The 20504-nt window shown below is 71.5% G+C and carries 24 protein-coding genes; 9 read left to right on the top strand and 15 right to left on the bottom strand.

Annotated elements, in window-relative coordinates:
* Positions 1 to 269: 269 nt before the first annotated feature.
* Positions 270 to 1067 (top strand): AzlC family ABC transporter permease, encoded by a 798-nt coding sequence (locus tag ELI80_RS00180; protein ID WP_136648631.1) that lies wholly within the window; start codon positions 270 to 272, stop codon positions 1065 to 1067.
* Positions 1064 to 1390 carry an AzlD domain-containing protein gene (locus ELI80_RS00175; protein WP_136648629.1) on the top strand — a complete coding sequence of 109 codons (327 nt, stop codon included), beginning with the start codon at positions 1064 to 1066 and terminating at the stop codon, positions 1388 to 1390. Before ELI80_RS00180 ends, ELI80_RS00175 begins: the two co-directional genes overlap by 4 nt.
* On the opposite strand, the gene ELI80_RS00170 is transcribed toward ELI80_RS00175, so the two are convergent.
* The 4 genes from ELI80_RS00170 to ELI80_RS00155 form a co-directional block, all read right to left on the bottom strand.
* On the bottom strand, positions 1384 to 2037 hold the full coding sequence (locus ELI80_RS00170) for a hypothetical protein (RefSeq protein WP_136648627.1): 654 nt from the start codon (positions 2035 to 2037) through the stop codon (positions 1384 to 1386). The genes ELI80_RS00175 and ELI80_RS00170 overlap by 7 nt on opposite strands.
* Positions 2038 to 2103: 66 nt before the next feature.
* Complete coding sequence (locus ELI80_RS16500) at positions 2104 to 2292, bottom strand: aa3-type cytochrome c oxidase subunit IV (protein WP_136648625.1); 189 nt, start codon at positions 2290 to 2292, stop codon at positions 2104 to 2106.
* Between the two features lie 59 nt (positions 2293 to 2351).
* The gene (locus ELI80_RS00160) at positions 2352 to 3377 is read right to left on the bottom strand and encodes an MBL fold metallo-hydrolase (RefSeq protein ID WP_136648623.1); all 1026 of its coding nucleotides are present in this window, start codon (positions 3375 to 3377) and stop codon (positions 2352 to 2354) included.
* Positions 3374 to 5065 carry an acyl-CoA dehydrogenase gene (locus ELI80_RS00155; protein WP_136648620.1) on the bottom strand — a complete coding sequence of 564 codons (1692 nt, stop codon included), beginning with the start codon at positions 5063 to 5065 and terminating at the stop codon, positions 3374 to 3376. Before ELI80_RS00155 ends, ELI80_RS00160 begins: the two co-directional genes overlap by 4 nt.
* Before the next feature lie 138 nt (positions 5066 to 5203).
* Between ELI80_RS00155 and ELI80_RS00150 the strand changes: the two genes are divergently transcribed.
* Complete coding sequence (locus ELI80_RS00150) at positions 5204 to 6151, top strand: L-threonylcarbamoyladenylate synthase (protein WP_136648618.1); 948 nt, start codon at positions 5204 to 5206, stop codon at positions 6149 to 6151.
* A gap of 46 nt (positions 6152 to 6197) precedes the next feature.
* Complete coding sequence (locus tag ELI80_RS00145) at positions 6198 to 6998, top strand: uracil-DNA glycosylase (protein WP_136648615.1); 801 nt, start codon at positions 6198 to 6200, stop codon at positions 6996 to 6998.
* On the opposite strand, the gene ELI80_RS00140 is transcribed toward ELI80_RS00145, so the two are convergent.
* Positions 6995 to 7783, bottom strand: a complete 789-nt coding sequence (locus ELI80_RS00140; protein WP_136648613.1) for a protein-disulfide reductase DsbD domain-containing protein — start codon at positions 7781 to 7783, stop codon at positions 6995 to 6997. The genes ELI80_RS00145 and ELI80_RS00140 overlap by 4 nt on opposite strands.
* A 132-nt stretch (positions 7784 to 7915) precedes the next feature.
* Between ELI80_RS00140 and ELI80_RS00135 the strand changes: the two genes are divergently transcribed.
* From ELI80_RS00135 to plsY, 4 genes are all read left to right on the top strand, one after another.
* Positions 7916 to 8497, top strand: a complete 582-nt coding sequence (locus ELI80_RS00135) for a YqgE/AlgH family protein (protein ID WP_136648611.1) — start codon at positions 7916 to 7918, stop codon at positions 8495 to 8497.
* Positions 8498 to 8596: 99 nt separating this feature from the next.
* Positions 8597 to 9559 (top strand): aspartate carbamoyltransferase catalytic subunit, encoded by a 963-nt coding sequence (locus tag ELI80_RS00130; protein ID WP_136648609.1) that lies wholly within the window; start codon positions 8597 to 8599, stop codon positions 9557 to 9559.
* A 48-nt stretch (positions 9560 to 9607) separates the two neighbouring features.
* Positions 9608 to 10900: a dihydroorotase gene (gene pyrC / locus ELI80_RS00125; RefSeq protein ID WP_136648607.1), complete on the top strand. Its 1293-nt coding sequence runs from the start codon at positions 9608 to 9610 to the stop codon at positions 10898 to 10900.
* Positions 10897 to 11481 (top strand): glycerol-3-phosphate 1-O-acyltransferase PlsY, encoded by a 585-nt coding sequence (gene plsY, locus ELI80_RS00120; protein ID WP_136648604.1) that lies wholly within the window; start codon positions 10897 to 10899, stop codon positions 11479 to 11481. The genes pyrC and plsY overlap by 4 nt, the downstream gene beginning before the upstream one ends.
* Before the next feature lie 22 nt (positions 11482 to 11503).
* Here plsY and ELI80_RS00115 read toward each other — a convergent pair whose 3' ends face one another.
* The 8 genes from ELI80_RS00115 to ELI80_RS00080 form a co-directional block, all read right to left on the bottom strand.
* Complete coding sequence (locus ELI80_RS00115) at positions 11504 to 11761, bottom strand: hypothetical protein (RefSeq protein ID WP_136648602.1); 258 nt, start codon at positions 11759 to 11761, stop codon at positions 11504 to 11506.
* A 64-nt stretch (positions 11762 to 11825) separates the two neighbouring features.
* Positions 11826 to 12701 (bottom strand): 3-hydroxybutyryl-CoA dehydrogenase, encoded by an 876-nt coding sequence (locus ELI80_RS00110; protein ID WP_136648600.1) that lies wholly within the window; start codon positions 12699 to 12701, stop codon positions 11826 to 11828.
* A gap of 217 nt (positions 12702 to 12918) precedes the next feature.
* Positions 12919 to 13845: an electron transfer flavoprotein subunit alpha/FixB family protein gene (locus ELI80_RS00105; protein ID WP_136648598.1), complete on the bottom strand. Its 927-nt coding sequence runs from the start codon at positions 13843 to 13845 to the stop codon at positions 12919 to 12921.
* On the bottom strand, positions 13845 to 14603 hold the full coding sequence (locus ELI80_RS00100; RefSeq protein WP_136648596.1) for an electron transfer flavoprotein subunit beta/FixA family protein: 759 nt from the start codon (positions 14601 to 14603) through the stop codon (positions 13845 to 13847). Before ELI80_RS00100 ends, ELI80_RS00105 begins: the two co-directional genes overlap by 1 nt.
* 132 nt (positions 14604 to 14735) lie before the next feature.
* Positions 14736 to 15308 (bottom strand): cob(I)yrinic acid a,c-diamide adenosyltransferase, encoded by a 573-nt coding sequence (locus tag ELI80_RS00095; protein WP_136648594.1) that lies wholly within the window; start codon positions 15306 to 15308, stop codon positions 14736 to 14738.
* Positions 15308 to 15508 carry a twin transmembrane helix small protein gene (locus tag ELI80_RS00090; RefSeq protein WP_136648592.1) on the bottom strand — a complete coding sequence of 67 codons (201 nt, stop codon included), beginning with the start codon at positions 15506 to 15508 and terminating at the stop codon, positions 15308 to 15310. Before ELI80_RS00090 ends, ELI80_RS00095 begins: the two co-directional genes overlap by 1 nt.
* Positions 15509 to 15586: 78 nt before the next feature.
* A complete protein-coding gene (locus ELI80_RS00085; RefSeq protein ID WP_136648590.1) occupies positions 15587 to 16405 on the bottom strand; it encodes an SDR family NAD(P)-dependent oxidoreductase in 819 nt (272 codons plus the stop codon).
* A 72-nt stretch (positions 16406 to 16477) separates the two neighbouring features.
* Positions 16478 to 16918, bottom strand: a complete 441-nt coding sequence (locus ELI80_RS00080; RefSeq protein ID WP_143803186.1) for an SH3 domain-containing protein — start codon at positions 16916 to 16918, stop codon at positions 16478 to 16480.
* A gap of 185 nt (positions 16919 to 17103) precedes the next feature.
* Between ELI80_RS00080 and parC the strand changes: the two genes are divergently transcribed.
* Entirely contained in the window at positions 17104 to 19347 is a 2244-nt protein-coding gene (gene parC / locus ELI80_RS00075; protein ID WP_136648586.1) for a DNA topoisomerase IV subunit A, read from the top strand.
* 37 nt (positions 19348 to 19384) lie between these two features.
* Here parC and ELI80_RS00070 read toward each other — a convergent pair whose 3' ends face one another.
* A complete protein-coding gene (locus ELI80_RS00070) occupies positions 19385 to 19990 on the bottom strand; it encodes a cytochrome b/b6 domain-containing protein (protein WP_136648584.1) in 606 nt (201 codons plus the stop codon).
* Positions 19987 to 20445, bottom strand: coding sequence for a c-type cytochrome (locus tag ELI80_RS00065; RefSeq protein WP_161596403.1), 459 nt, complete (start codon positions 20443 to 20445; stop codon positions 19987 to 19989). Before ELI80_RS00065 ends, ELI80_RS00070 begins: the two co-directional genes overlap by 4 nt.
* Positions 20446 to 20504: the final 59 nt, after the last annotated feature.

Genomic DNA, 20504 nt, shown 5'->3' with positions numbered 1-20504 from the left:
CCGCCGTGCCTCGGGCTACCGGCCGTGCCTCGGGGGGCTGCCGTGCATTGGGGGGCTGCCGTGCATGGGGGGGCGGCCGTGCCTTGGGGGGGCGGCCGTGCCTTGGGGGGGCGGCCGTGCTTCGGGCGGCCGCCGACCGCAAGCGCCCCCCTGCGTTGGGCGCCCCGCCACGCTTCGGTCCGCCCGCCGTGCCTCGGCGCCCCGCCGCGCCTTGTGCGCGCCGCCGCGCGGCGTATGGTGGCCGGCGATCTTCCAGCCAGGCCGCCCCGATGCACGCATCCCCCCGAACCGCCGCCGCCCCGACCGGGGACGCCGCGGCCGACCCGGCCCGGGCCGAGACGCCCCGCCAGGCGTTCCGCCGTGGCATGGTCCAGGCCGCGCCGTTCCTGCTGGTGCTGATTCCGTTCGGGCTTCTGTTCGGGGTGGTGGCGCAGGCGGCGGGGCTGCGCATTGCCGAGACGATGGGTTTTTCGATCCTCGTCCTCGCCGGGGCGTCGCAGTTCACGGCGGTCGAGCTGATGTCGCACGACGCGCCGGTGCTGCTGGTCATCGCCTCGGCGCTCGCGATCAACCTGCGGATGGCGATGTACTCGGCGTCGCTGGTGCCGATCATCGGGGCCGCGCGGCCGTGGGAACGCGCGCTCGCGGCTTTCGTCCTGACCGACCAGACCTACGCCACCGCGATCCAGAACCACGAGCGCCACCCGCGCCTCGCGATCGGCCAGCGGCTCGCCCATTTCTGGGGCGCGAGCCTCGTCATCTGCCCGCCGTGGATGGTCTTCACCTATGTCGGGGCGACCGCCGGCAACTTCGTGCCCGCAGACTGGCCGCTGGATTTCGCCGTGCCGATCACCTTCCTGTCGATGATCGCGCCGATGCTGCGGACCTGGGCGCAGGTCGCCGCGGCGGCGGTGGCGGTCGCGCTGGCGCTGGCCCTGGCGGGGATGCCGAACGGCACCGGGCTGCTGATCGCGGGTCCGGCCGGCATGGCGGCGGGCGCGGCGGTCGAGGCGTGGGGCGAGCGGCGCGCCGCCCGCGCCGCCTTGGTGGCGCAGGCGCGGCGATGAACTATTCCCCCGCCGTTATCTGGCTCGTCATCCTCGCCCTGGGCGCGGGGACGTTCCTGATCCGCTGGTCGTTTCTCGGCGCCATCGGCGGGCGCGGGGTGCCGGTCTGGGCCGAACGGCTGCTGCGCTACACCGCCGTCGCGGTGCTGCCCGCGCTGATCGCGCCGATGGTGCTGTGGCCCGTGGCGAACGGCGGCCGCCCCGATCCGGTGCGGCTGGCCGCCGCGGCGGCGACGGTCGCGGTGGGGCTCGCCACCCGCAACACGCTTGCCGGGATCGTGGCGGGCGGCGCGGCGCTCGCGCTCGGGACGTGGCTTTACTGAGCGATCTGCTCGCGCCGCAGCTGGCCGTTCTGGTAGCCCTCGATCGTGCCGTTCTTCTGCCGCAGGAGGACGTCGTGGTTGTTGGCCGGGTCGCCGTCCAGCCAGCGATGCGAGGTGACGCCGGGCAGCGTCAGGAACCACGCCCGCAGCTTCAGGGGGCTGAAGGTCGCGGGCGCGCCCTGGAAGCCCGGCACCTGCCGCAGCACCGCGCCGGTCGCCTGCGCGCAGAAGGACTTGTTGGCCGCCCCGCTCGCCTCGGCCGCGCGGATGGCGGCGTCGGCAACCTCGCGCGTGACCTGTACGCGGTCCTCGGACACCCAGTAGGTCTCGCGCGCGTGGTAGTCGATGTAGAAGCGCTTGAAGTTGTCGGTGATCCCGTAGAGCACGTCGTGGCGTTCGGGGATCTGCGGGTGCTGCCAGCTTCCCGCGGGGTCGAAGATCACCCGCTGGCTGCCGTTGATCATCAGCGCGGAATGACCCCCCTCGCCGCGCGGGATCCCGATCACGGTGAACAGCGTGATCGACGGCGGCTCGGGCGACACGAAGCGGGCGGTCCGGACGACGGCGTCGTCGGCCCACTTGTTGTCCGCGCCGCAGGCCGCCAGCGCGGCCGGCAGCGCGAGGGCCAGGAAGGATCGCCGTTGCATGGATCTGTCCCTTGTTGGTGCCGCCCGTACCGGCGGCCTTTCGGCAATCGCGCGGCGTCGGCGCCGTCAGGCGTTGGCCAGCGCCAGGAAGATCAGGATGATGGCGATCGCGACCACGTTCCAGGTCGCGAACCGCACGAAGCCGCGGAAGGTGCGCTGATGCGTCGTGACGTCCATGTCGCCGTGGGAATGTTCGCCGTGGCGGACGTGGTGGACGGGATCGCGATGCGCGTGGTGGACGGGGGTCTGGGCCATCTAAGTCTTCCTCGGGTCCGAAGCTTCGGAGCCCCTGCTAGCGCAAGGGGGCCTGCGTGTCACGCCCCCCACAGCGTTCCGCCGTCCTTTGTCGTGCCGACCGGCGCGACCAGGCCACGCTGCGACAGGCAGTTGACGTGGGCCACCGCCTCGACCAGCGCGAGGCCGTATTCGCCATCCCCGATCCGGCGCCTGAACAGCAGGTCGAAGCAGTCGACCGCCGTGCGCGGGCCGCGGGCAAGCTCGGCCGCCAGCCGCGACAGCGCCGCCTCGTGGTTCTCGGCCATCGCGGCGAGCCGCGCGGGCAGGCCGCGGAACGGCAGCTTGTGGCCCGGCAGGACGAGGTGGCGGGGCTCGGCCAGTCGGGCCAGCCGCGCGCAGCTGTCGAGCCATGCCTGGACGGGGTTCGCGTCCGGCTCGGTCGCATGGACGCCGAGGTTGGGCGAGATCCCGGGCAGAAGCTGGTCGCCGCCGATCACGAGGTCGTCGTCCTGCGACCACAGCGTCACCATTTCGGGCGCATGGCCCTCGCCCAGCGAGACGCGCCAGTCGCGGTCCCCGAACCGGATCACCTGCCCCTCGGACAGGCGGCGATAGCCCAGCGGCAGCGGGTGGACCACGTCCGCCATGTTCCACGGCCGCTCGCGCTCCCGCGCCGCCAGCCGGTCGGCGGGCATCCCCGCGCGGCGCCAGAACGCCAGCTGCTCGGGCGGCGGGCGGTCGTGGGCGTCGAGGCACAGCATCCGCCCCATCAGCCAGCTGGCCCGGCTGGTCCACAGCTCGGCCCCGCGCGCGGCGAACCAGCCGGCAAGGCCGATGTGGTCGGGGTGGTGGTGGGTGAGGATCAGCCGCGTGACCGGCGCGCCGGCCATTGGCCCGGCAAGCAGGGCCTCCCACGCGGCGCGGGTCGGCGGCGTGTCGAAGCCGGTGTCGATCACCGTCCAGCCGTCCGCGTCGCGAAAGGCGAAGGCGTTGACGTGGTTCAGCCGCAGCGGCAGCGGCAGCCGCAGCCACAGGACGCCCGGCGCGATTTCCGTCGCGCCGCCGTCCGCCGGCGCGTCGTCCCAGGGGTGGTGGATCGTCAAGCCGCGCCCGCGAAGGCCGCGTCCGGCACGGCGTCGAGGTCGGCCACGCCCGCCCGCGCCTCGGCCAGGTCGCCCGCGTTCCGGGGCAGGACGCGGGTGATGTAGATCCGCGCCAGCGCCTTGCGGGCGTCGTCCCCGGCCAGCGCCGCGGTCAGGTGATAGCTCGCCCCCAGCACCCGCGCGAAGGCCGCGAGATAGGGCACGGCCCCCGCGAAGCGGTCCTGCGCGCCGGCCTCGACGATGGCCGCGGTCGCCTCGCGCAGCGCCTCGGCTGCTTCCCAGACCGGGCGGGCGAGGTCGGGCGCGGCGCCCTGCGCCGCCTGCACGCCGTCCATCACCTCGTCCAGCAGCCGCATCGCGGCCTCGCCCCCGTCCATCATCTTGCGGCCGACGAGGTCCATGGCCTGGATCCCGTTGGTGCCTTCGTAGATCGGCGTGATCCGCACGTCGCGCAGGTACTGGGCGGCGCCGGTTTCCTCGACGAAGCCCATGCCGCCGTGAACCTGGATGCCGGTGTCGGCCACGCGCACGCCCACGTCGGTGCCGTGCGCCTTGGCGATGGGCGTCAGCAGCGCCGCGCGCGCCGCCCATTCCGCGTCGCCCGTCGCGCGCGCCATGTCGAGCGCGGCGGCGCAGGACAGGCAGATCGCGCGGGCCGCGAACACCTCGGCCCGCGCGGTGGCGAGCATCCGGCGCACGTCGGCATGGCGCACGATCGCGCCCATCTGGTGGCGCTCGGTCGCATAGGCGGCGGCGTGCTGCAGCGCGGCCTCGGCCACCGCCACGCCCTGGGTGCCCACGGCGAGGCGGGCGTTGTTCATCATCGTGAACATCGCCGCCATGCCGCCGTGTTCCTTGCCGATCAGCCAGCCCTTCGCGCCCTCGTAGCTCATCACGCAGGTCGGGCTGCCGTGGATCCCGAGCTTGTGTTCAAGGCTGACCACGCGCAGGTCGTTGGCGACGCCCGCCTTGCCGTTCTCGTCGGGCAGGTATTTCGGGACCATGAACAGGCTGATCCCCTTGGTGCCCGACGACCCGTCGGGCAGCCGGGCGAGCACCGCGTGGCAGACGTTCTCGGACAGGTCGCTGTCGCCCCAGGTGATGAAGATCTTCTGCCCGGTGATGCGGTAGGTCCCGTCATCCGCCCGCTCGGCGCGCGAGGTCAGCGCCCCCACGTCCGAGCCCGCGCCCGGTTCGGTCAGGTTCATCGTGCCCGACCATTCGCCCGAGGTGAGCTTGGGCAGGTACAGCGCCTTCATCTCGTCCGAAGCGTGGTGTTCCAGCGCCTCGATCTGGCCCTGCGTCAGCAGCGGGTTCAGCTGCAGCGACAGGCAGGCACCGCCCATCATCTCCGACACGGCCATGTTGAGGACCTGCGGCAGGCCCGCGCCGCCGTATTCGGGATCCGCGGACAGGCCGATCCAGCCCCCCTCGGCAATCGCGCGGAAGCCGACGTCGAACCCGGGCGAGGACCGCACCGCGCCGTTTTCCAGCTTCGCACCCTGCAGGTCCGACCCGCGGTTCAGGGGGGCAAGCACCTCGGTCGTCATGCGCCCGGCCTCGGTCAGGATCGCGTCCACCGTCTCGTCCGTGGCCTCGGCAAAGCGGTCGGTCGCCGCGATCTGGTCGAACGGCAGGATGTGGCGCAGGATGAATCGGATGTCGTCGACCGGAGCCTTGTAGGCCATGTTTTCCCCCTTCGCGCCTTGGCATCGGGCGGCGGCGCGCATATCAGTTCGGTTCCCAGCAAGACTAGATGCCCGGGCCGGGGGCGCAAGCACCTACCCGACGTCAGTCGTTTCGCAGAACCTCGCCGGCGGCCCCCCATGACGACCCCGATCCTGCAAGCCGACGATGCCGGCATCGCCCGCGCCGCAAGCCTGCTGGCGGCCGGAGAGGTGGTCGCGATCCCGACCGAGACGGTCTACGGCCTCGCCGGGTCCGCGCGCGACCCGCAGGCGGTCGCGCGGATCTACGCCGCCAAGGGGCGGCCCGGCTTCAACCCGCTGATCGTCCATGTCGCCGATACCGGCGCAGCGGCCCGGATCGGCGTTCTGGAAGGCGACGCGCGCAGGCTCGCGGACGCGTTCTGGCCCGGCGCGCTGACGCTGGTGGTGCCGCTGCGGAATGACGCGGGGATCGCGTCGCTGGTGACGGCGGGGCTGCCGACCGTGGGCATCCGCGTGCCCGCGCATCCCGTCGCGCAGGCGGTGCTGCGCGCGCTCGGGCAGCCGGTGGCGGCGCCGTCCGCCAACGCCTCGGGGCGGATCAGCCCGACGACGGCGGCGCATGTGCTGGACGCGAACGGGGGGCTGGACGGCCGCATCGCGGCGGTGGTCGACGGCGGCGCCAGCCCGGTGGGGCTGGAATCCACCATCGTCGGCTGGCGCGATGGCCGCGCGACGCTGCTGCGTCCCGGCGGCGTTCCGTCCGAGGCGATCGAGGCGCTGATCGGCCCGCTCGCCCCCGCCCACGCGCTGGCCGCGCCCGACGCGCCCGGGCAGCTCGGCAGCCACTACGCCCCCGCCGCGCCGCTGCGGCTGGAGGTGTTAGCCCCGGAGCGCGGCGAGACGTTCATCGGCTTCGGACCGTCCCGCCCCGGCACGCTGACCCTGTCCGCCACGGGCGATCCGGTGGAAGCCGCCGCCCGCCTCTTCGACATCCTGCGGCAGGCCGACCGGCTGGGCCGCCCCATCGCGGTCGCCCCCATCCCCGACGGGGGGCTGGGGGCCGCGATCAACGACCGCCTGCGCCGCGCCGCGGCCCCGCGGTGAGCGTGCGCGGCTTGCCGACCCGCCCCCGCCCTTCTAGCCTGCCCGCATGACCGCAGACCCGACCTGGAGAGGAATCGCGCTCGACGCGGCAACCGCGCTTGCGCTGCTGGACTGGCAGCGCGAGATGGGCGTCGACGAGCCGATCGCGGACGCGCCGCTCGACCGTTATGCCGAGGCCACGCCGGCCCCGCGTGCGCCCGTCGCGCCCGCGCCGGCCGCCGCAGCGGCACCGGTCGCGCCGCAGGACGGCGCCGACCTGCCCGCGGTTGCCGCGGCCCTTGCGGCGCGGGCGGCATCCCTGCCCGACCTCGCCGCCGCGATGGAGCGGTTCGACGGCCTCGACATCCGCAAGGGCGCGCGCAGCTTCGTCTTCGCGGACGGCAACCCGGCGGCGCGGGTGATGATCGTGGGCGATCCGCCCGACGAGGACGAGGACCGCGCGGGCCGTCCGTTCGCGGGCCGCGCCGGCGCGATGCTGGACCGGATGCTGGCGGCGGTCGGCCTGGCCCGCGACGCGGTGGATGCCGAACGCTCGGTCTATCTCACCACCGCCCTGCCGTGGCGGACGCCGGGCGGGCGGCTGCCGACCGAACCGGAAACGCTGGCCATGCGGCCGTTCCTCGAACGCCACGTCGAGCTGGCCTCGCCGGACCTGCTGGTCGTGATGGGCAACGTCGCCTGCCAGTCGGTGCTGGGCCGCAGCGGCGTGCTGCGGATGCGCGGCACCTGGGCTGCGGCGTTCGGCCGCCCGGTCATGCCGATGGCGCACCCGTGCTACCTGCTCGGCAACGCGGCCGCCAAGCGCGACGCCTGGGCCGACCTGCTGGAAATCGCCGCCAGGCTCTAGGACGGCGCGCAGCCCCGATACTCGACGGCGTTCCCGTCCCCGATCACCGTCACCCGCAGCTTCGCCGGGTCGAGCGGAAAGGGCGCCGCAGCCGGTGGCACGAAGTCGGCGGTCGCGGTGAGACGACCGCCCGCGCGCGCGAGGTCGGGCTGCGAGACCCAGATGCCGTCCTCTGCCAGTTCCATCGCCACGGCCGGGTCGCCGGGCAGGTCGGGCAGCGCCGCGCTCAGCCGCACCCCGTCGGAAATGTCGGCAAGCCGGCAGGCGGGCCGGACGGTCGAGACCGCCGGCACCAGCGCCAGCGCCTGCCCGATGCGCGGGTCGGGGCCGCCGGCCGCGTCGGACGCGGTGAGGCGCAGGGTCGCGGGCACGCAGACGTTCTCGCACAGGCCGAGCGTCACGGTCACGTCCAGCGCGACCGGGCCCGGCCCCTGCGGCCGGACCTGGAACGGCAGCACCAGTTCGTCGTGATAGCCCAGCGTCCGGTCGCCGTCCGACAGGATCACCTCGGGGCGTGGCCACTGCGGCTCTGCCGCGGCGAGGTTGGTCGAGCCCGACCAGTCGAAGCCGGGCGGCATCCCGCTGTCGCCGGGACTGCGCCAGTAGGTCTTCCACCCCGGCTCCAGCACCAGCCGCATCGCAGTCACGCGGCTGCCGTCGGGCGCGGTCGCCACCGGCAGCAGCTCCGCCGACCGCAGCCCCGGCGGATCGGCCCGGTCCCGGGCCGCCGCGGGCGTGGTCGCCAGCGCGGCGACAAGGACGATCAGGGCTGGATGCGCGTTCATGCGGCTGGTCTAGGCAAGCCCGGCCCCGGGGTGAAGTCACAACTTCGCCACGGGTTGCCTGGCAGGTCGCGACCGGCCACGCCCTTGCACCGCGCGCCTTCGATGACGATCTTGGGCCGGAAAGGTGGTTTCATGAAGAACACAGACTCGCTGACCGGCAAGGTCCTGATCGCCATGCCGGGCATGAGCGACCCGCGCTTCGCGCGCTCGGTCGTGCTGATCTGCGCCCACGGGGACGAGGGCGCGATGGGGCTGGTCGTCAACCGGCCGCTCGAAGGGCTGGATTTCACCGACCTGCTGAAGCAGCTGGAAATCGACGCGACCCCGCAGGCGCGCCACGTCGCCGTCCGCTTCGGCGGCCCGGTCGAGCCGGGGCGCGGCTTCGTGTTGCACCGCGCGACCGATGCCGACGACATCGACGAGGGCGAGGGGCGGATGCGGATCGGCGAAAGCGATCTCGCCATGACGACGACGCGCGACATCCTCGAGGACCTCGCCCGCGGCCAGGGGCCCGACGCGGCGGTGCTGTCGCTGGGCTACGCCGGGTGGGGCGCGGGCCAGCTCGAGGCCGAGATGCTGGCCAATGGCTGGCTCACGGCCGAGCCGAGCGACGAGATACTGTTCGGCGCCGACGACGACCTCAAGTGGAACATCGCCGTGCAGTCGCTGGGGATCGACCCCCGGATGCTGTCCTCGGCCGCGGGCCACGCCTGACGGCGGCGGGCCACGCCTGACGGCCCCCGGGCCCGCGCGGGGTTCTTGCCCCGGCGGGCCGGGCTTGCCATAAGGACCCCGCATCCAGCGGAGGCCCCCATGACGTTCCGTGCCCGTCACCTTCTCGGGGTCGAGCAGTTGGCCCCCGACGAGATCACCACGCTTCTGGACCTCGCCGAAAGCTACGTCGCGCTGAACCGGCGCACGGTGAAGCACGGGGACGCGCTGGAGGGGCTGACCCAGATCAACCTGTTCTTCGAGAACTCGACCCGGACGCAGTCCAGCTTCGAGTTGGCCGGCAAGCGGCTGGGCGCGGACGTGATGAACATGGCCGTGGCGCAGTCGTCGGTGAAGAAGGGCGAGACGCTGATCGACACCGCGCTGACGCTGAACGCGATGCAGCCCGACCTGCTGGTCGTGCGGCACCCCAATTCGGGCGCGGTGAACCTGCTGGCGGAAAAGGTGAACTGCGCCGTCATCAACGCGGGCGACGGGCGCCACGAGCACCCCACGCAGGCGCTGCTGGACGCGCTGACGATCCGGCGCGCCAAGGGGCGGCTGCACCGGCTGACGGTCGCGATCTGCGGCGACATCGCGCATTCCCGCGTGGCCCGGTCGAACCTGATCCTGCTGGGCAAGATGGAGAACCGGGTCCGGCTGGTCGGCCCGGCGACGCTGATGCCCTCAGGCGCGGCCGAATGGGGCTGCGAGATCTACGAGGACATGGCCGAAGGCCTGCGCGACGCCGACGTGGTGATGATGCTGCGGCTGCAGAAGGAACGCATGGACGGCGGCTTCATCCCGTCCGAGCGCGAATACTATCACCGCTGGGGCCTCGACGCCGAGAAGCTGGCGCTGGCGAAGCCCGACGCGATCGTCATGCATCCCGGCCCGATGAACCGCGGGGTGGAAATCGACGGCACCATCGCCGACGACATCAACCGCAGCGTGATCCAGGACCAGGTGGAAATGGGCGTCGCCGTGCGGATGGCGGCGATGGACCTGCTGGCGCGGAACCTGCGGGCCGAGCGGGGGAAGGCTGCGGCGGGAACCTATGTCTGACGCGATCCTCGTCCTCGCCCCTGCCCTCATGCCCCCGAGGTCCCGCGCATGATCCTGCATTTCCAGAACGCCCGCCTGATCGACCCCGAGGCGCTGACCGACGAGCCCGGCAGCCTGACCGTGCAGGACGGCGTCATCGCCGCGCTTGACGGGGACGCGCCGGAAGGGGCCACGGTCGTCGACTGCGGCGGCAAGCACCTCGCGCCCGGCATCGTGGACTGGGGCGTCAAGATCGGCGAGCCGGGCGAACGGCACAAGGAATCGATGCGGTCGGCCGCGCTCGCCGCCGCCGCCGGGGGCGTCACCACCATCGTCGCCCGCCCCGACACGCTGCCGCCCATCGACACGCCGGAAGCGCTGGAGTTCGTGACCCGCCGCGCCGCCGCCGAGTCGCCCGTCCGCATCCGCCACCAGGCGGCGCTGACGCGCGGCCGCGAGGGGCGCGAGATGGTCGAGATGGGGTTCCTGCGCGACGCGGGCGCCATCGCCTTCACCGACGGGGTGCGGGTGGTGGAAAACACCCGCCTTCTCGCGCGCTGCATGACCTATGCGCGGGGCCTGGGCGCGCTGGTCGTCGGCCACCCGCAGGAACCCGGCCTGTCGCGCGGCGCCGCGGCGACCAAGGGCAAGTTCGCCTCGCTTTACGGCATCCCCGACGTGTCGCCCCTGGCCGAGCGGATGGGGCTGGAACGCGACTTCGCGCTGGTCGAGGCGACGGGGGTGCGCTGGCACGCCGACCAGATCACCACGGCGGCCGCGCTGCCCGTGCTGGACCGGGCGCGGGCGGCGGGGCTCGACGTGACGGCGGGCACGTCCATCCATCACCTGACGCTGAACGAATTCGACGTCGGCGACTACCGCACCTTCTTCCGCCTGACCCCGCCGCTCAGGTCCGAGGACGACCGCCTCGCGCTGGTCGAGGCGGTGGCGGACGGCACCATCGACGTGATCGGCAGCTTCCACACCCCGCAGGACGAGGAAGCCAAGCGCCTGCCGTTCGAGATGGCGGCGCCCGGGGCGGTCGGCCTTGAAACCCTGCTGCCCGCGGCAATGCGGCTTTACCATCAGGGCGGCGTCCCGATGGCGCGGCTGTGGCGGGCGCTGTCGCTTAACCCGGCCGAGCGGCTGGGGCTTCCTGCGGGGCGGCTGTCGGTCGGCGCGCCCGCCGACCTGGTGCTGTTCGACCCGAACGCGCCCTTCGTGCTCGACCGCTTCGCGCTCAGGTCCAAGTCCAAGAACACGCCCTTCGACGGCGCCCGGATGGAGGGGCGCGTCATCGGCACCTGGGTCGGGGGCCGCCGCGTCTTCGGCGAAGGCGTCGCCGCGGAGGCACGTGCATGACCGCGATCCTGTGGGCCGCGATCGGCTATCTTCTCGGCTCGGTCCCGTTCGGGATCGTCATCACCCGGATGCTGGGCCTGGGCGACCTGCGCCGGATCGGGTCGGGCAACATCGGCGCGACCAACGTCCTGCGGACCGGCCACAAGGGCGCGGCGCTGGCGACGCTGATCCTCGACAGCGGCAAGGGCGCAATCGCGGTGCTGCTGGCGCGCTGGCTCGGCGGAGAAGACGCCGCGCTGGTCGCCGGCGGGGCCGCGTTCCTGGGCCACCTGTTCTCGGTCTGGCTGGGCTTCAGGGGCGGCAAGGGCGTTGCCACCTTCCTCGGCACCGTGCTGGCGCTGTTCTGGCCGGTGGGGCTGATCGCCTGCGGGCTGTGGCTGGCAGCGGCCGGCATCTTCCGCATCTCGTCGCTGTCGGCACTAGTGGCGGCCGCCCTCGCGCCGATCGCCGCCTATCTCTGGGGCCTGCCGGCCGTCGCGGCGGTGCTGGCGTTCATGGCGGTGCTGATCTTCATCCGCCACCGCGCCAACATCGAACGCCTGCTGGCCGGGACCGAGCCGCGGATCGGCCGCCGGGGCTGAGCGCCGCCGCCTTCCGCCCGTGTCACCGCTGGCGGCGCAGCAATTCCTCGACCGCCGCGGCGGTGCGGCGGGTGTTGTCGTGGATGCCGATCGCGATGTAGATCCCGCCCGCGATCAGGCACAGATAGACGAAGCCGCCGATCAGCACCCCGATCGCCGGAAGGATGCCGCCAGCCGGCGAGAACGCGACGCCGACGGCACCGCCGACGATCGCGAGCGTGCCCAGCACGACGAAGATCGTCGCGATGATCTCGAAGCCCCGGATGAAGAAATCGCGCATGTGGACCTTTCAGGATGAAGTGTCCGGCCAGTCCATCAGAACAACGTCAAGAACCGGTAAAGCCTCACCGCGTGGGAACCGGCGTCTCGCCGCGATAGTCGTAGAACCCCCGCCCGGTCTTGCGGCCGAGCCACCCCGCCTCGACGTATTTCGTGAGCAGCGGGCAGGGCCGATACTTCGTGTCCGCCAGGCCGTCGTGCAGCACGTTCATGATCGACAGGCACGTATCCAGTCCGATGAAGTCCGCAAGCTCCAGCGGGCCCATCGGGTGGTTCGCCCCCAGCTTCATCGATTCGTCGATGGACCTGACCGAGCCCACCCCCTCGTAGAGCGTGTAGACCGCCTCGTTGATCATCGGCATGAGGATGCGGTTGACGATGAAGGCCGGGAAATCCTCGGCGCTGGCGGATGTCTTGCCGAGCTTCGCCACCACGTCGCACATCTCGCGGTAGGTGGCGTCATCCGTGGCGATGCCGCGGATCAGTTCCACCAGCTGCATCACCGGGACGGGGTTCATGAAATGGAAGCCCATGAACTTCTCGGGCCGGTCGGTGCGGCTCGCCAGCCGGGTGATGGAAATCGACGACGTGTTCGACGTCAGGATCGTTTCCGGCTTCAGGTGCGGCAGCAGCGCGTCGAAGATCTTCTGCTTGACGCCTTCGTTCTCGGTCGCGGCCTCGATCACCAGGTCGCACTGGCCAAGCTCGCTCAGCTCGGTGGTGGTCCGGATGCGGGCTAGCGCGGTGGCCTTGTCCTCGGCCGAGATCTTGTCGCGGCTGACCTGCCGCTCCAGGTTCCTGTCGATCAGCGCGACGGCCTTTTCCATCGCCTCGGCGCTGATGTCGTTCATCAGCACGTCGTAGCCCGCCAGGGCGAACACATGCGCGATGCCGTTGCCCATCTGCCCCGCGCCGACCACGCCCACCGATTGAACCGCCATCTGTCTCTCCTCGTCCTGCTGCGGCGGCGACGATAGGGCGGCAGGCGGGCGCGGTTCAATGCGAAACCGCGCCGGCGCGTTGCTTGAGGCGGCCGATCGGCAGGGTCCGAGGCAGGGAACGCCGCCTGAAGGCCGTTCGGCGCCACGTCGCGCGCGCAAGCGAAAACCGCCCGGACGAGATCCGGGCGGTTCGTTCAGGCGCAGCGGCTGCCCGGGATCAGAGCTTCTCGGTCAGTTCCGGCAGCAGGGTGAAGATGTCACCGACAAGGCCGTAGTCGGCGACCTGGAAGATCGGCGCTTCCTCGTCCTTGTTGATCGCGACGATGACCTTGGAATCCTTCATCCCGGCGAGGTGCTGGATCGCGCCCGAGATGCCGGCGGCGATGTACAGCTCCGGCGCCACGACCTTGCCGGTCTGGCCGACCTGCCAGTCGTTCGGGGCATAGCCCGAATCGACCGCCGCGCGGCTTGCCCCCACGGCGGCGCCCAGCTTGTCGGCCAGCTTCTCGATGATCTCGAACTTCTCCTTGGACCCGACCGCGCGGCCGCCCGACACGATCCGCTTGGCCGAGGTCAGCTCCGGCCGGTCGGACTTCGCGACCTCGTCCGACACCCAGGACGACAGGCCGGGATCGGCGACGTCGGGCGCGGCCTCGACCGGGGCGGAACCGCCCTGCCCGGCCGCGTCGAAGCTGGCGATCCGGATGGTCAGGACCTTGATCCTGTCGGACGACTTCACGGTCTGCACGGCGGCCGAGGTGAAGGCGGTGCGCTCGAACGTGTCGGCGTCGACGATCCGGCTGACTTCCGGAATGATCATCACGTCCAGCAGCGCCGCGGCGCGGGGCAGGACGTTGCGGGCGTCGGTCGTGCCGGGTGCTGCGATGTGGCTGAACCGGGTGGCGAGCTCGGCCACCAGCGCGGCCAGCGGCTCGGCCAGGCGGTGGGCGTAGGCGTCGCCGGTCGCGGTCAGGACCTTCGACACGCCCTCGATCCGGGCGGCCTCGGCGGCGGCGGCCTCGGCGCCCGCGCCCGCGACCAGCACGGTCACGTCGCCCAAGGGCGCCACGGCGGTCACGGCCTTGGACGTCGCGTCGAGGTTCAGCCCGTTTTCGGCCATTTCGGCCAGCAGAAGGACAGCCATCAGATCACCCCCGCGGCTTTGAGTTTCGACACCAGCTCGTCGACCGACGCGACCTTGATCCCGGCCTTGCGGCCCTCGGGCTCGGTGGTCCTGACGATCGTGAGGCGCGGCGAGACGTCGACGCCGTAATCGGCGGCGGTCTTCTCGGCCAGTTCCTTCTTCTTCGCCTTCATGATGTTGGGCAGCGACGCATAGCGCGGCTCGTTCAGGCGCAGGTCGGCGGTCACGATCGCCGGCAGCTTGATCGACACGGTCTGCAGGCCGCCGTCGACTTCACGCGTCACGGTGGCGGTGTCGGCCGCGACCTCGATCTTGCCGGCCTGCGTGGCCTGGCCCCAGCCCAGAAGCGCGGCCAGCATCTGCCCGGTGGCGTTCATGTCGTTGTCGATCGCCTGCTTGCCCAGGATGACGAGCTGCGGCGCTTCCTCGGCGATCACGGCCTGGAGGATCTTGGCGACGGCAAGCGGTTCGACGTCGGTGTTCACGTTGTCGGACGCCTGCACCAGGATGCCGCGGTCGGCCCCCATGGCGAGCGCGGTGCGGATCGTTTCCGCCGCCTGCTTCACGCCGATGGACACCACGACGATCTCGGTCGCGACGCCCTTCTCCTTCAGCCGGATCGCCTCCTCGACCGCGATCTCGTCGAAGGGGTTCATCGACATCTTGACGTTCGCCAGATCGACGCCCGATCCGTCCGCCTTCACGCGGGCCTTCACGTTGTAGTCGATCACGCGCTTGACTGGCACGAGAACCTTCATCGGTCTCTCTCCCTTATGCGTCACCCAATTCCGGGGCATGAAATAAACACGCGCCCTGCGGATGGACAGGGCAAAACGAACCTGACGCCGGGTAAGGGGCGCCGTCCCTTGCCCCGCGCGGGGACGCGGGCGTCACCGCGACGCGCCGGGAACCCACAGGATGTCGCCGCCGGCATCCGCGTTGGCCACCCGCGCGGCCACGAACAGCCAGTCCGACAGGCGGTTGAGATAGCGGATGGCGGCCGGGTTGGCGTCGGCTGCCGCGCACAGTTCGGTGGCCCGGCGTTCCGCGCGCCGCGCGACGGTGCGCGCGACATGGAGATGCGCGGCAAGGGCGGAGCCGCCCGGCAGGATGAAGCTGCGCAGGGGCGAGAGGTCCGCGTTCATCCCGTCGATCTCGGCCTCCAGCCGGTCCACCTGGGGCTGGATGATCCGCAGGACGGGATGGCCCGCCGCGTCGTCCGCGGCCATGTCGGGGCGCGACAGGTCCGCGCCCAGGTCGAACAGGTCGTTCTGGATCACGGCGATGCGCGCCGCCATGTCGCCCGTGGCCGCCAGCCGGCACTGGCCCATGACGGCGTTCAGTTCGTCGACGGTCCCGTAGGCCTCGACCCGCGGTGAATGCTTCGCCACGCGCTCGCCGTTCGACAGCGCCGTGTCGCCCTTGTCGCCGGTGCGTGTGTAGATGCGGTTCAGGACGACCATCAGGAGCCCCTGACGGCCACGACCGCGAGGATCAGCGCGATGGACACCGCCTGCGCGATGATCCGCCAGCGCATCAGCCTGTTGCCGTTGCGGCGGTTGAACTCGCCCCCGCGCGCGAAGCCGCCGAGGCCGGTCGCCAGCACCGCGAAGGTGATCAGGACGGCCAGCGCCATCAGGATGAACAGGGGTTCGTCTCGCATCACAAGCACCGCCTTCGGGGGCCGGGGGCAGGTCCGCGCGGGTCCGGGCCGGCGGTCCCGCGCTTCAAGGCCGCGATCCTAGCTGCGCCGGGCAAACCAGTCCAGTGCGCGCGTGGGCAGAAGCCTGCGTCCCGCGGCCGACAGGCGAGTCGGCGTCGTCACGCGGTATCGCGCGCGCGGGCGCGGGCTTTCCAGCGCGTGGACAAGCCGCGCGCTGACCGCGGACGGCGGCAGCTCGAACCGGTCGCGCCCGGAGGGTTCGTAAAGCCGCTTGAGCAGCGTTTCCCGGTACTGGCTCGCGCGCGGGCTGGATCGCCAGTCGATCCACGTTTCGAAATGGGGGATGGAGTTCGCGCGGATCCGGCTGGTGATCGGCCCGGGTTCGATCAGGATCACGCGGACGGGGGTGTCCGACATCTCCACCCGCATGACGTCCGTCAGCCCTTCCAGCGCGAACTTGGTCGCGACATAGGCCCCGCGCCACGGGATGCCGACGATGCCGAGGACCGAGCTGACGTTGACGATCCGCCCCGACCCGTTCGCGCGGAAATGCGGGATCAGGCGGCGGGTCAGGTCGTGGGTGCCGAACAGGTTCACCTCGAAGATCGCGCGCAGCCCGTCGCGCGGCAGGTCCTCGACCGCGCCGGGCAGCGCGAAGGCCGCGTTGTTCACCAGCGCGTCGACCGGCCCATGCTCCAGCGCCGCGTCCACCGCAGCCTCGACGGACGCGTGATCGGCGAGGTCCAGCGGCAGGGCGATCATCCCTTCCGCCGCGCGGGCGGCGAGGTCCTCGGGCTTGCGGCACGTGGCGATCACGGTCCAGCCGCGCGCCGCCATGGTGCGTGCGGCGTCAAGGCCGATGCCGGACGAGCAGCCGGTGATCAGGACGGTCGGCACGCGGGATCGATCACGAGCAAGGGCGCGCACAATGGCGGTTGCGCGGGAACAGGGGACACCGGCACGCGGGCGTCAGGCCGGGTTGTCCAGCGAGGCGTTCATCACGCCGGACTGGTCCGCCGCGTCGTCCATCACGGCCAACGCCGCCGCGGGCACATAGCCCTGCCCGTCCGGTAGGACCACGATCTCCCACCCAGGGACGCCATTCGCGGCCGTCTCCACCTGCTGACCGACGAGCAACTTCGCCACCACCTCGGTCCGCAGCGAGGGCCCGGCCATGACGGTGACGTTCCGCTGGGCGATCGCGGTGCGGGTCGCGCCGGAGTCCGCGGTGATGTCGTGGGCAGCCAGCCCTCTCGACCCGGCGAAAGGCGGGTGCGCGACCGATGCCCGCAGCCCGGACACCGAATTCATCTGCACGGCATTGCTCGCACCCGAGCCGCCCTGCTCGAACTCGAGAAAGGCCAGGACGAAGAACAACGCCGACAGAACGGTCATCAGAATCTTGAACATTGCCTGCATCAGCTCGCCTTGCCGGCCAGCATCCTCCGGTTCTACTTCCGCCGAGGGTTCGCGATGTAACGCCGCCATGACCCTGACGTTCCGCCCGCGGGCTGAAACATGCTTCAGGCCTTCGTCATTGCGATGAAATGGTCACACCTTCCTTTCAGGGACCGGCCCGCGTATCCCTGCGCCCCATGACGACCGAGCCCGACGATCCCGACCTGACCCCCGACGATCCGCTGACCACGCGCGACAGCACCGAGCCGCTGTCGCGCGCCATCGGCGAGCGCTACCTGACCTACGCGCTGTCCACGATCATGCACCGCGCACTGCCCGACGCCCGCGACGGGCTGAAGCCTGTGCACCGCCGGATCATGTACGCGATGCGCGAGCTGCGGCTGGCGCCGACGGGCGGGTTCCGCAAGTCCGCGAAGATCTCGGGCGACGTGATGGGGAACTTCCACCCCCACGGCGACGGCGCGATCTACGACGCCATGGCGCGCCTGGCGCAGCCCTTCGTCATGCGCTACCCGCTGGTGGACGGACAGGGCAACTTCGGGTCGATCGACGGCGACAGCCCGGCCGCCAGCCGCTATACCGAGGCGCGGCTGACGCTGGCGGCCGAGGCGCTGATGGACGGACTGGCCGAGGACGCGGTCGACTTCCGCCCCAACTACGACGGCACGCTGACCGAGCCTGTGGTGCTGCCGGCGGCGTTCCCGAACCTCCTGTGCAACGGCGCCTCGGGGATCGCGGTGGGCATGGCCACCAACATCCCGCCCCACAACCTGCACGAGGTGATCGACGCCTGCCTGCACCTCATCAAGTCCCCCGACGCCCGCGACGACACGCTGATGGCGATCATGCCGGGGCCGGACTTCCCGACCGGGGGCGTGCTGGTCGAAAGCCCGGAGACGCTGCGCGAGGCCTATCGCACCGGCCGCGGCAGCCTGCGCCTGCGCGCCCGCTGGCACCGCGAGGACATGGGCCGCGGCCAGTGGCAGGTGATCGTCACCGAGATCCCCTACCAGGTCCAGAAATCCAAGCTGATCGAGCGGCTCGCCGACCTCGTGAACACGCGCAAGATCCCGATCCTCGCCGACATCCGCGACGAATCGGCCGAGGACATCCGCATCGTCCTTGAACCCCGCACCCGGCAGGTCGATCCCGACCAGCTGATGGCGGCGCTGTTCCGCGTCAGCGACCTCGAGGTGCGCTTCGGGCTGAACATGAACGTGCTGATCGACGGGCGCGTGCCCAGGGTCTGCTCGCTCAAGGAAGTGCTGCGCGCCTTTCTCGACCATCGGCGCGAGGTGCTGGTGCGCCGCTCGAACTTCCGGCTGGCGAAGATCGCGGCCCGGCTCGAGGTGCTGGAAGGCTACATCGTGGCCTACCTCAATCTCGACCGCGTGATCGAGATCATCCGCCACGAGGATGACCCGAAGGCCGTGATGATGGCCGAGTTCGCCCTGTCGGACACGCAGGTCGAGGCGATCCTGAACATGCGGCTTCGAGCGCTGCGCAAGCTGGAAGAGATCGAGCTTCGGGCCGAGCACGACAAGCTGATCGAGGAACGCGCCGCGCTCGCCGCGATGCTGGCCGACGAGGGCAGCCAGTGGGGCCGGATCGCCGCGCAGCTGAAGGAGGTGCGCGGCCTGTTCGGGAAATCGACGCCCGAGGGCCTGCGCCGGACCGAGATCACCGAATCCGAGGATGTGCAGCCCCTCGACATGGATTCCATGATCGAGCGCGAGCCGGTCACCGTGATCCTGTCGAAGATGGGCTGGATCCGGGCGATGAAGGGCCACCAGCCGCTGGAGGCCGAGGTCAAGTTCCGCGACGGCGACGGGCCGCTGATGGCGCTGCACGCGGAAACGACCGACAAGCTGGTCGTCTTCGGCGCGAACGGGCGGTTCTATACGCTGCCGGTGAACGGACTTCCCGGCGGGCGGGGCCTGGGCGAGCCCCTGCGGCTGATGATCGACCTGCCGAACGACGCCGAGGTGATCGACCTGTTCCCGTGGCGGTCGGACGCGCAGTACCTCGTCGCGTCGCGCGCGGGCGACGGCTTCATCGTCAACGCGGGCGACATCCTGGCCCAGACCAAGGCGGGCAAGCAGGTGCTGAACGGCGACGCGGCCCTGATCCGGCGTGTGTCAGGCGACCACCTCGCCGTCGTGGGCGACAACCGCAAGATGCTGGTGTTCCCGATCTCGGAACTGCCCGAGATGGCGCGCGGCAAGGGGGTGCGGCTGCAACGCTTCAAGGACGGCGGGCTCGCCGACGCGGCGTTCATCACCCTGTCGGTGGGCCTGTCGTGGCTCGACCCGGCGGGCCGCACCCGGACCGAGACGGACCTGACCGAGTGGATCGGCAAGCGCGCCGGATCGGGCCGGATGGCCCCGCGCGGCTTTCCCCGCGACAACCGCTTCACCTGACGCGCCTCAGCCGGGCACCTGACCGTCCTTCCGGTCTTCAATCGTCGCGGCGGACCATCTTCCAGCCGGTGATCATCGGCCGCACGAGATCCTCGCGCTTCCAGATCCGGTAATAGGCGATCATGCCGACGTGCAGGATCACGAGGATCAGGATCAGGTCCGCGCCGACGTGGTGCCACCCCACCGCCGCGCTTGACGTGGCGCCGCTCACCCGATCCGCCAGCGGCCCCACGTTGACGAAGTCGTCGGGGTCCGAGATCAGCCCCGCCCCCACCTGCATCGCCAGCAGCGCCAGCATCGCCACCACTGACAGCGCGCCCAGCGGGTTGTGGCCGGGCCAGTAGGACGGCTCGCGCCGGAAGATGCCGCGGCCGTAGCCGAGGATGCGCCGCGGCCCGGCGATGAAGCCGGAAAAGCGCGCGGAGGGCGGGCCGACCAGCCCCCAGACCAGGCGGAACACGAGCAGGGCGCCGATCGCGTAGCCGCACCAGAAATGCAGCCACATGTTGGCGGGGTCGAACTTGCCCAGGCACCAGTTGAGGATGACGAGCACCGCGAGCGCCCAGTGATAGATCCTCAGCGCGGGGTCCCAGATCCGGACCCGGACGGGATCCCCGCTGCCGGACCGCCCGGGCCCGGTCACTTGGCCCGGTACTGGTCGTGGCAGGCCTTGCAGGTGCCGCCGATGTTCCGGACCACCGCGGCGACCTGCTCGGCCCCGCCGACCACCCCCGCGGGCGCCGCGGCCGTCGCCTGCGTCAGCGCGTCGTGCCGGGCGGTCACGTCGGCCGTGTTCTGCAACGCCGCGGGCAGCAGGTCGCTGTCCTCGATCTCGCCCTGCGCGGTGCCGGGCAGGAAATGCATCTGCACCTGATAGGCGCCGAGCGCGGCGAGGTTGCGGGCGTGGAACGTCGCCGTCGCCTCGTCATAGGGCATGTCGCCCTTCGCCATCGACGCGAGCGGCGCCATGTTCAGCGCCAGCCCCAGCATGTAGCCGTGCCGCGCCTCCACCGCCTGTTCCAGCGCGTCTTCGTCCTGCGCGGCGGCGGCAAGCGGGATGAGCGAAAGGGAGAGAACGGCGGCGTGGATCAGGCGCATGCTGTGGCTCCTCGGCTGCATGATGCCGGGACAGCTTGCGCCCGAACTGCGCGGCGCCG

Source organism: Paracoccus aeridis (assembly GCF_004923205.2).
GTDB lineage: Bacteria > Pseudomonadota > Alphaproteobacteria > Rhodobacterales > Rhodobacteraceae > Paracoccus > Paracoccus aeridis.
The sequence above is the reverse complement of the archived record's forward strand: the minus strand, read 5'-3'. Positions and strand labels throughout refer to the sequence as shown.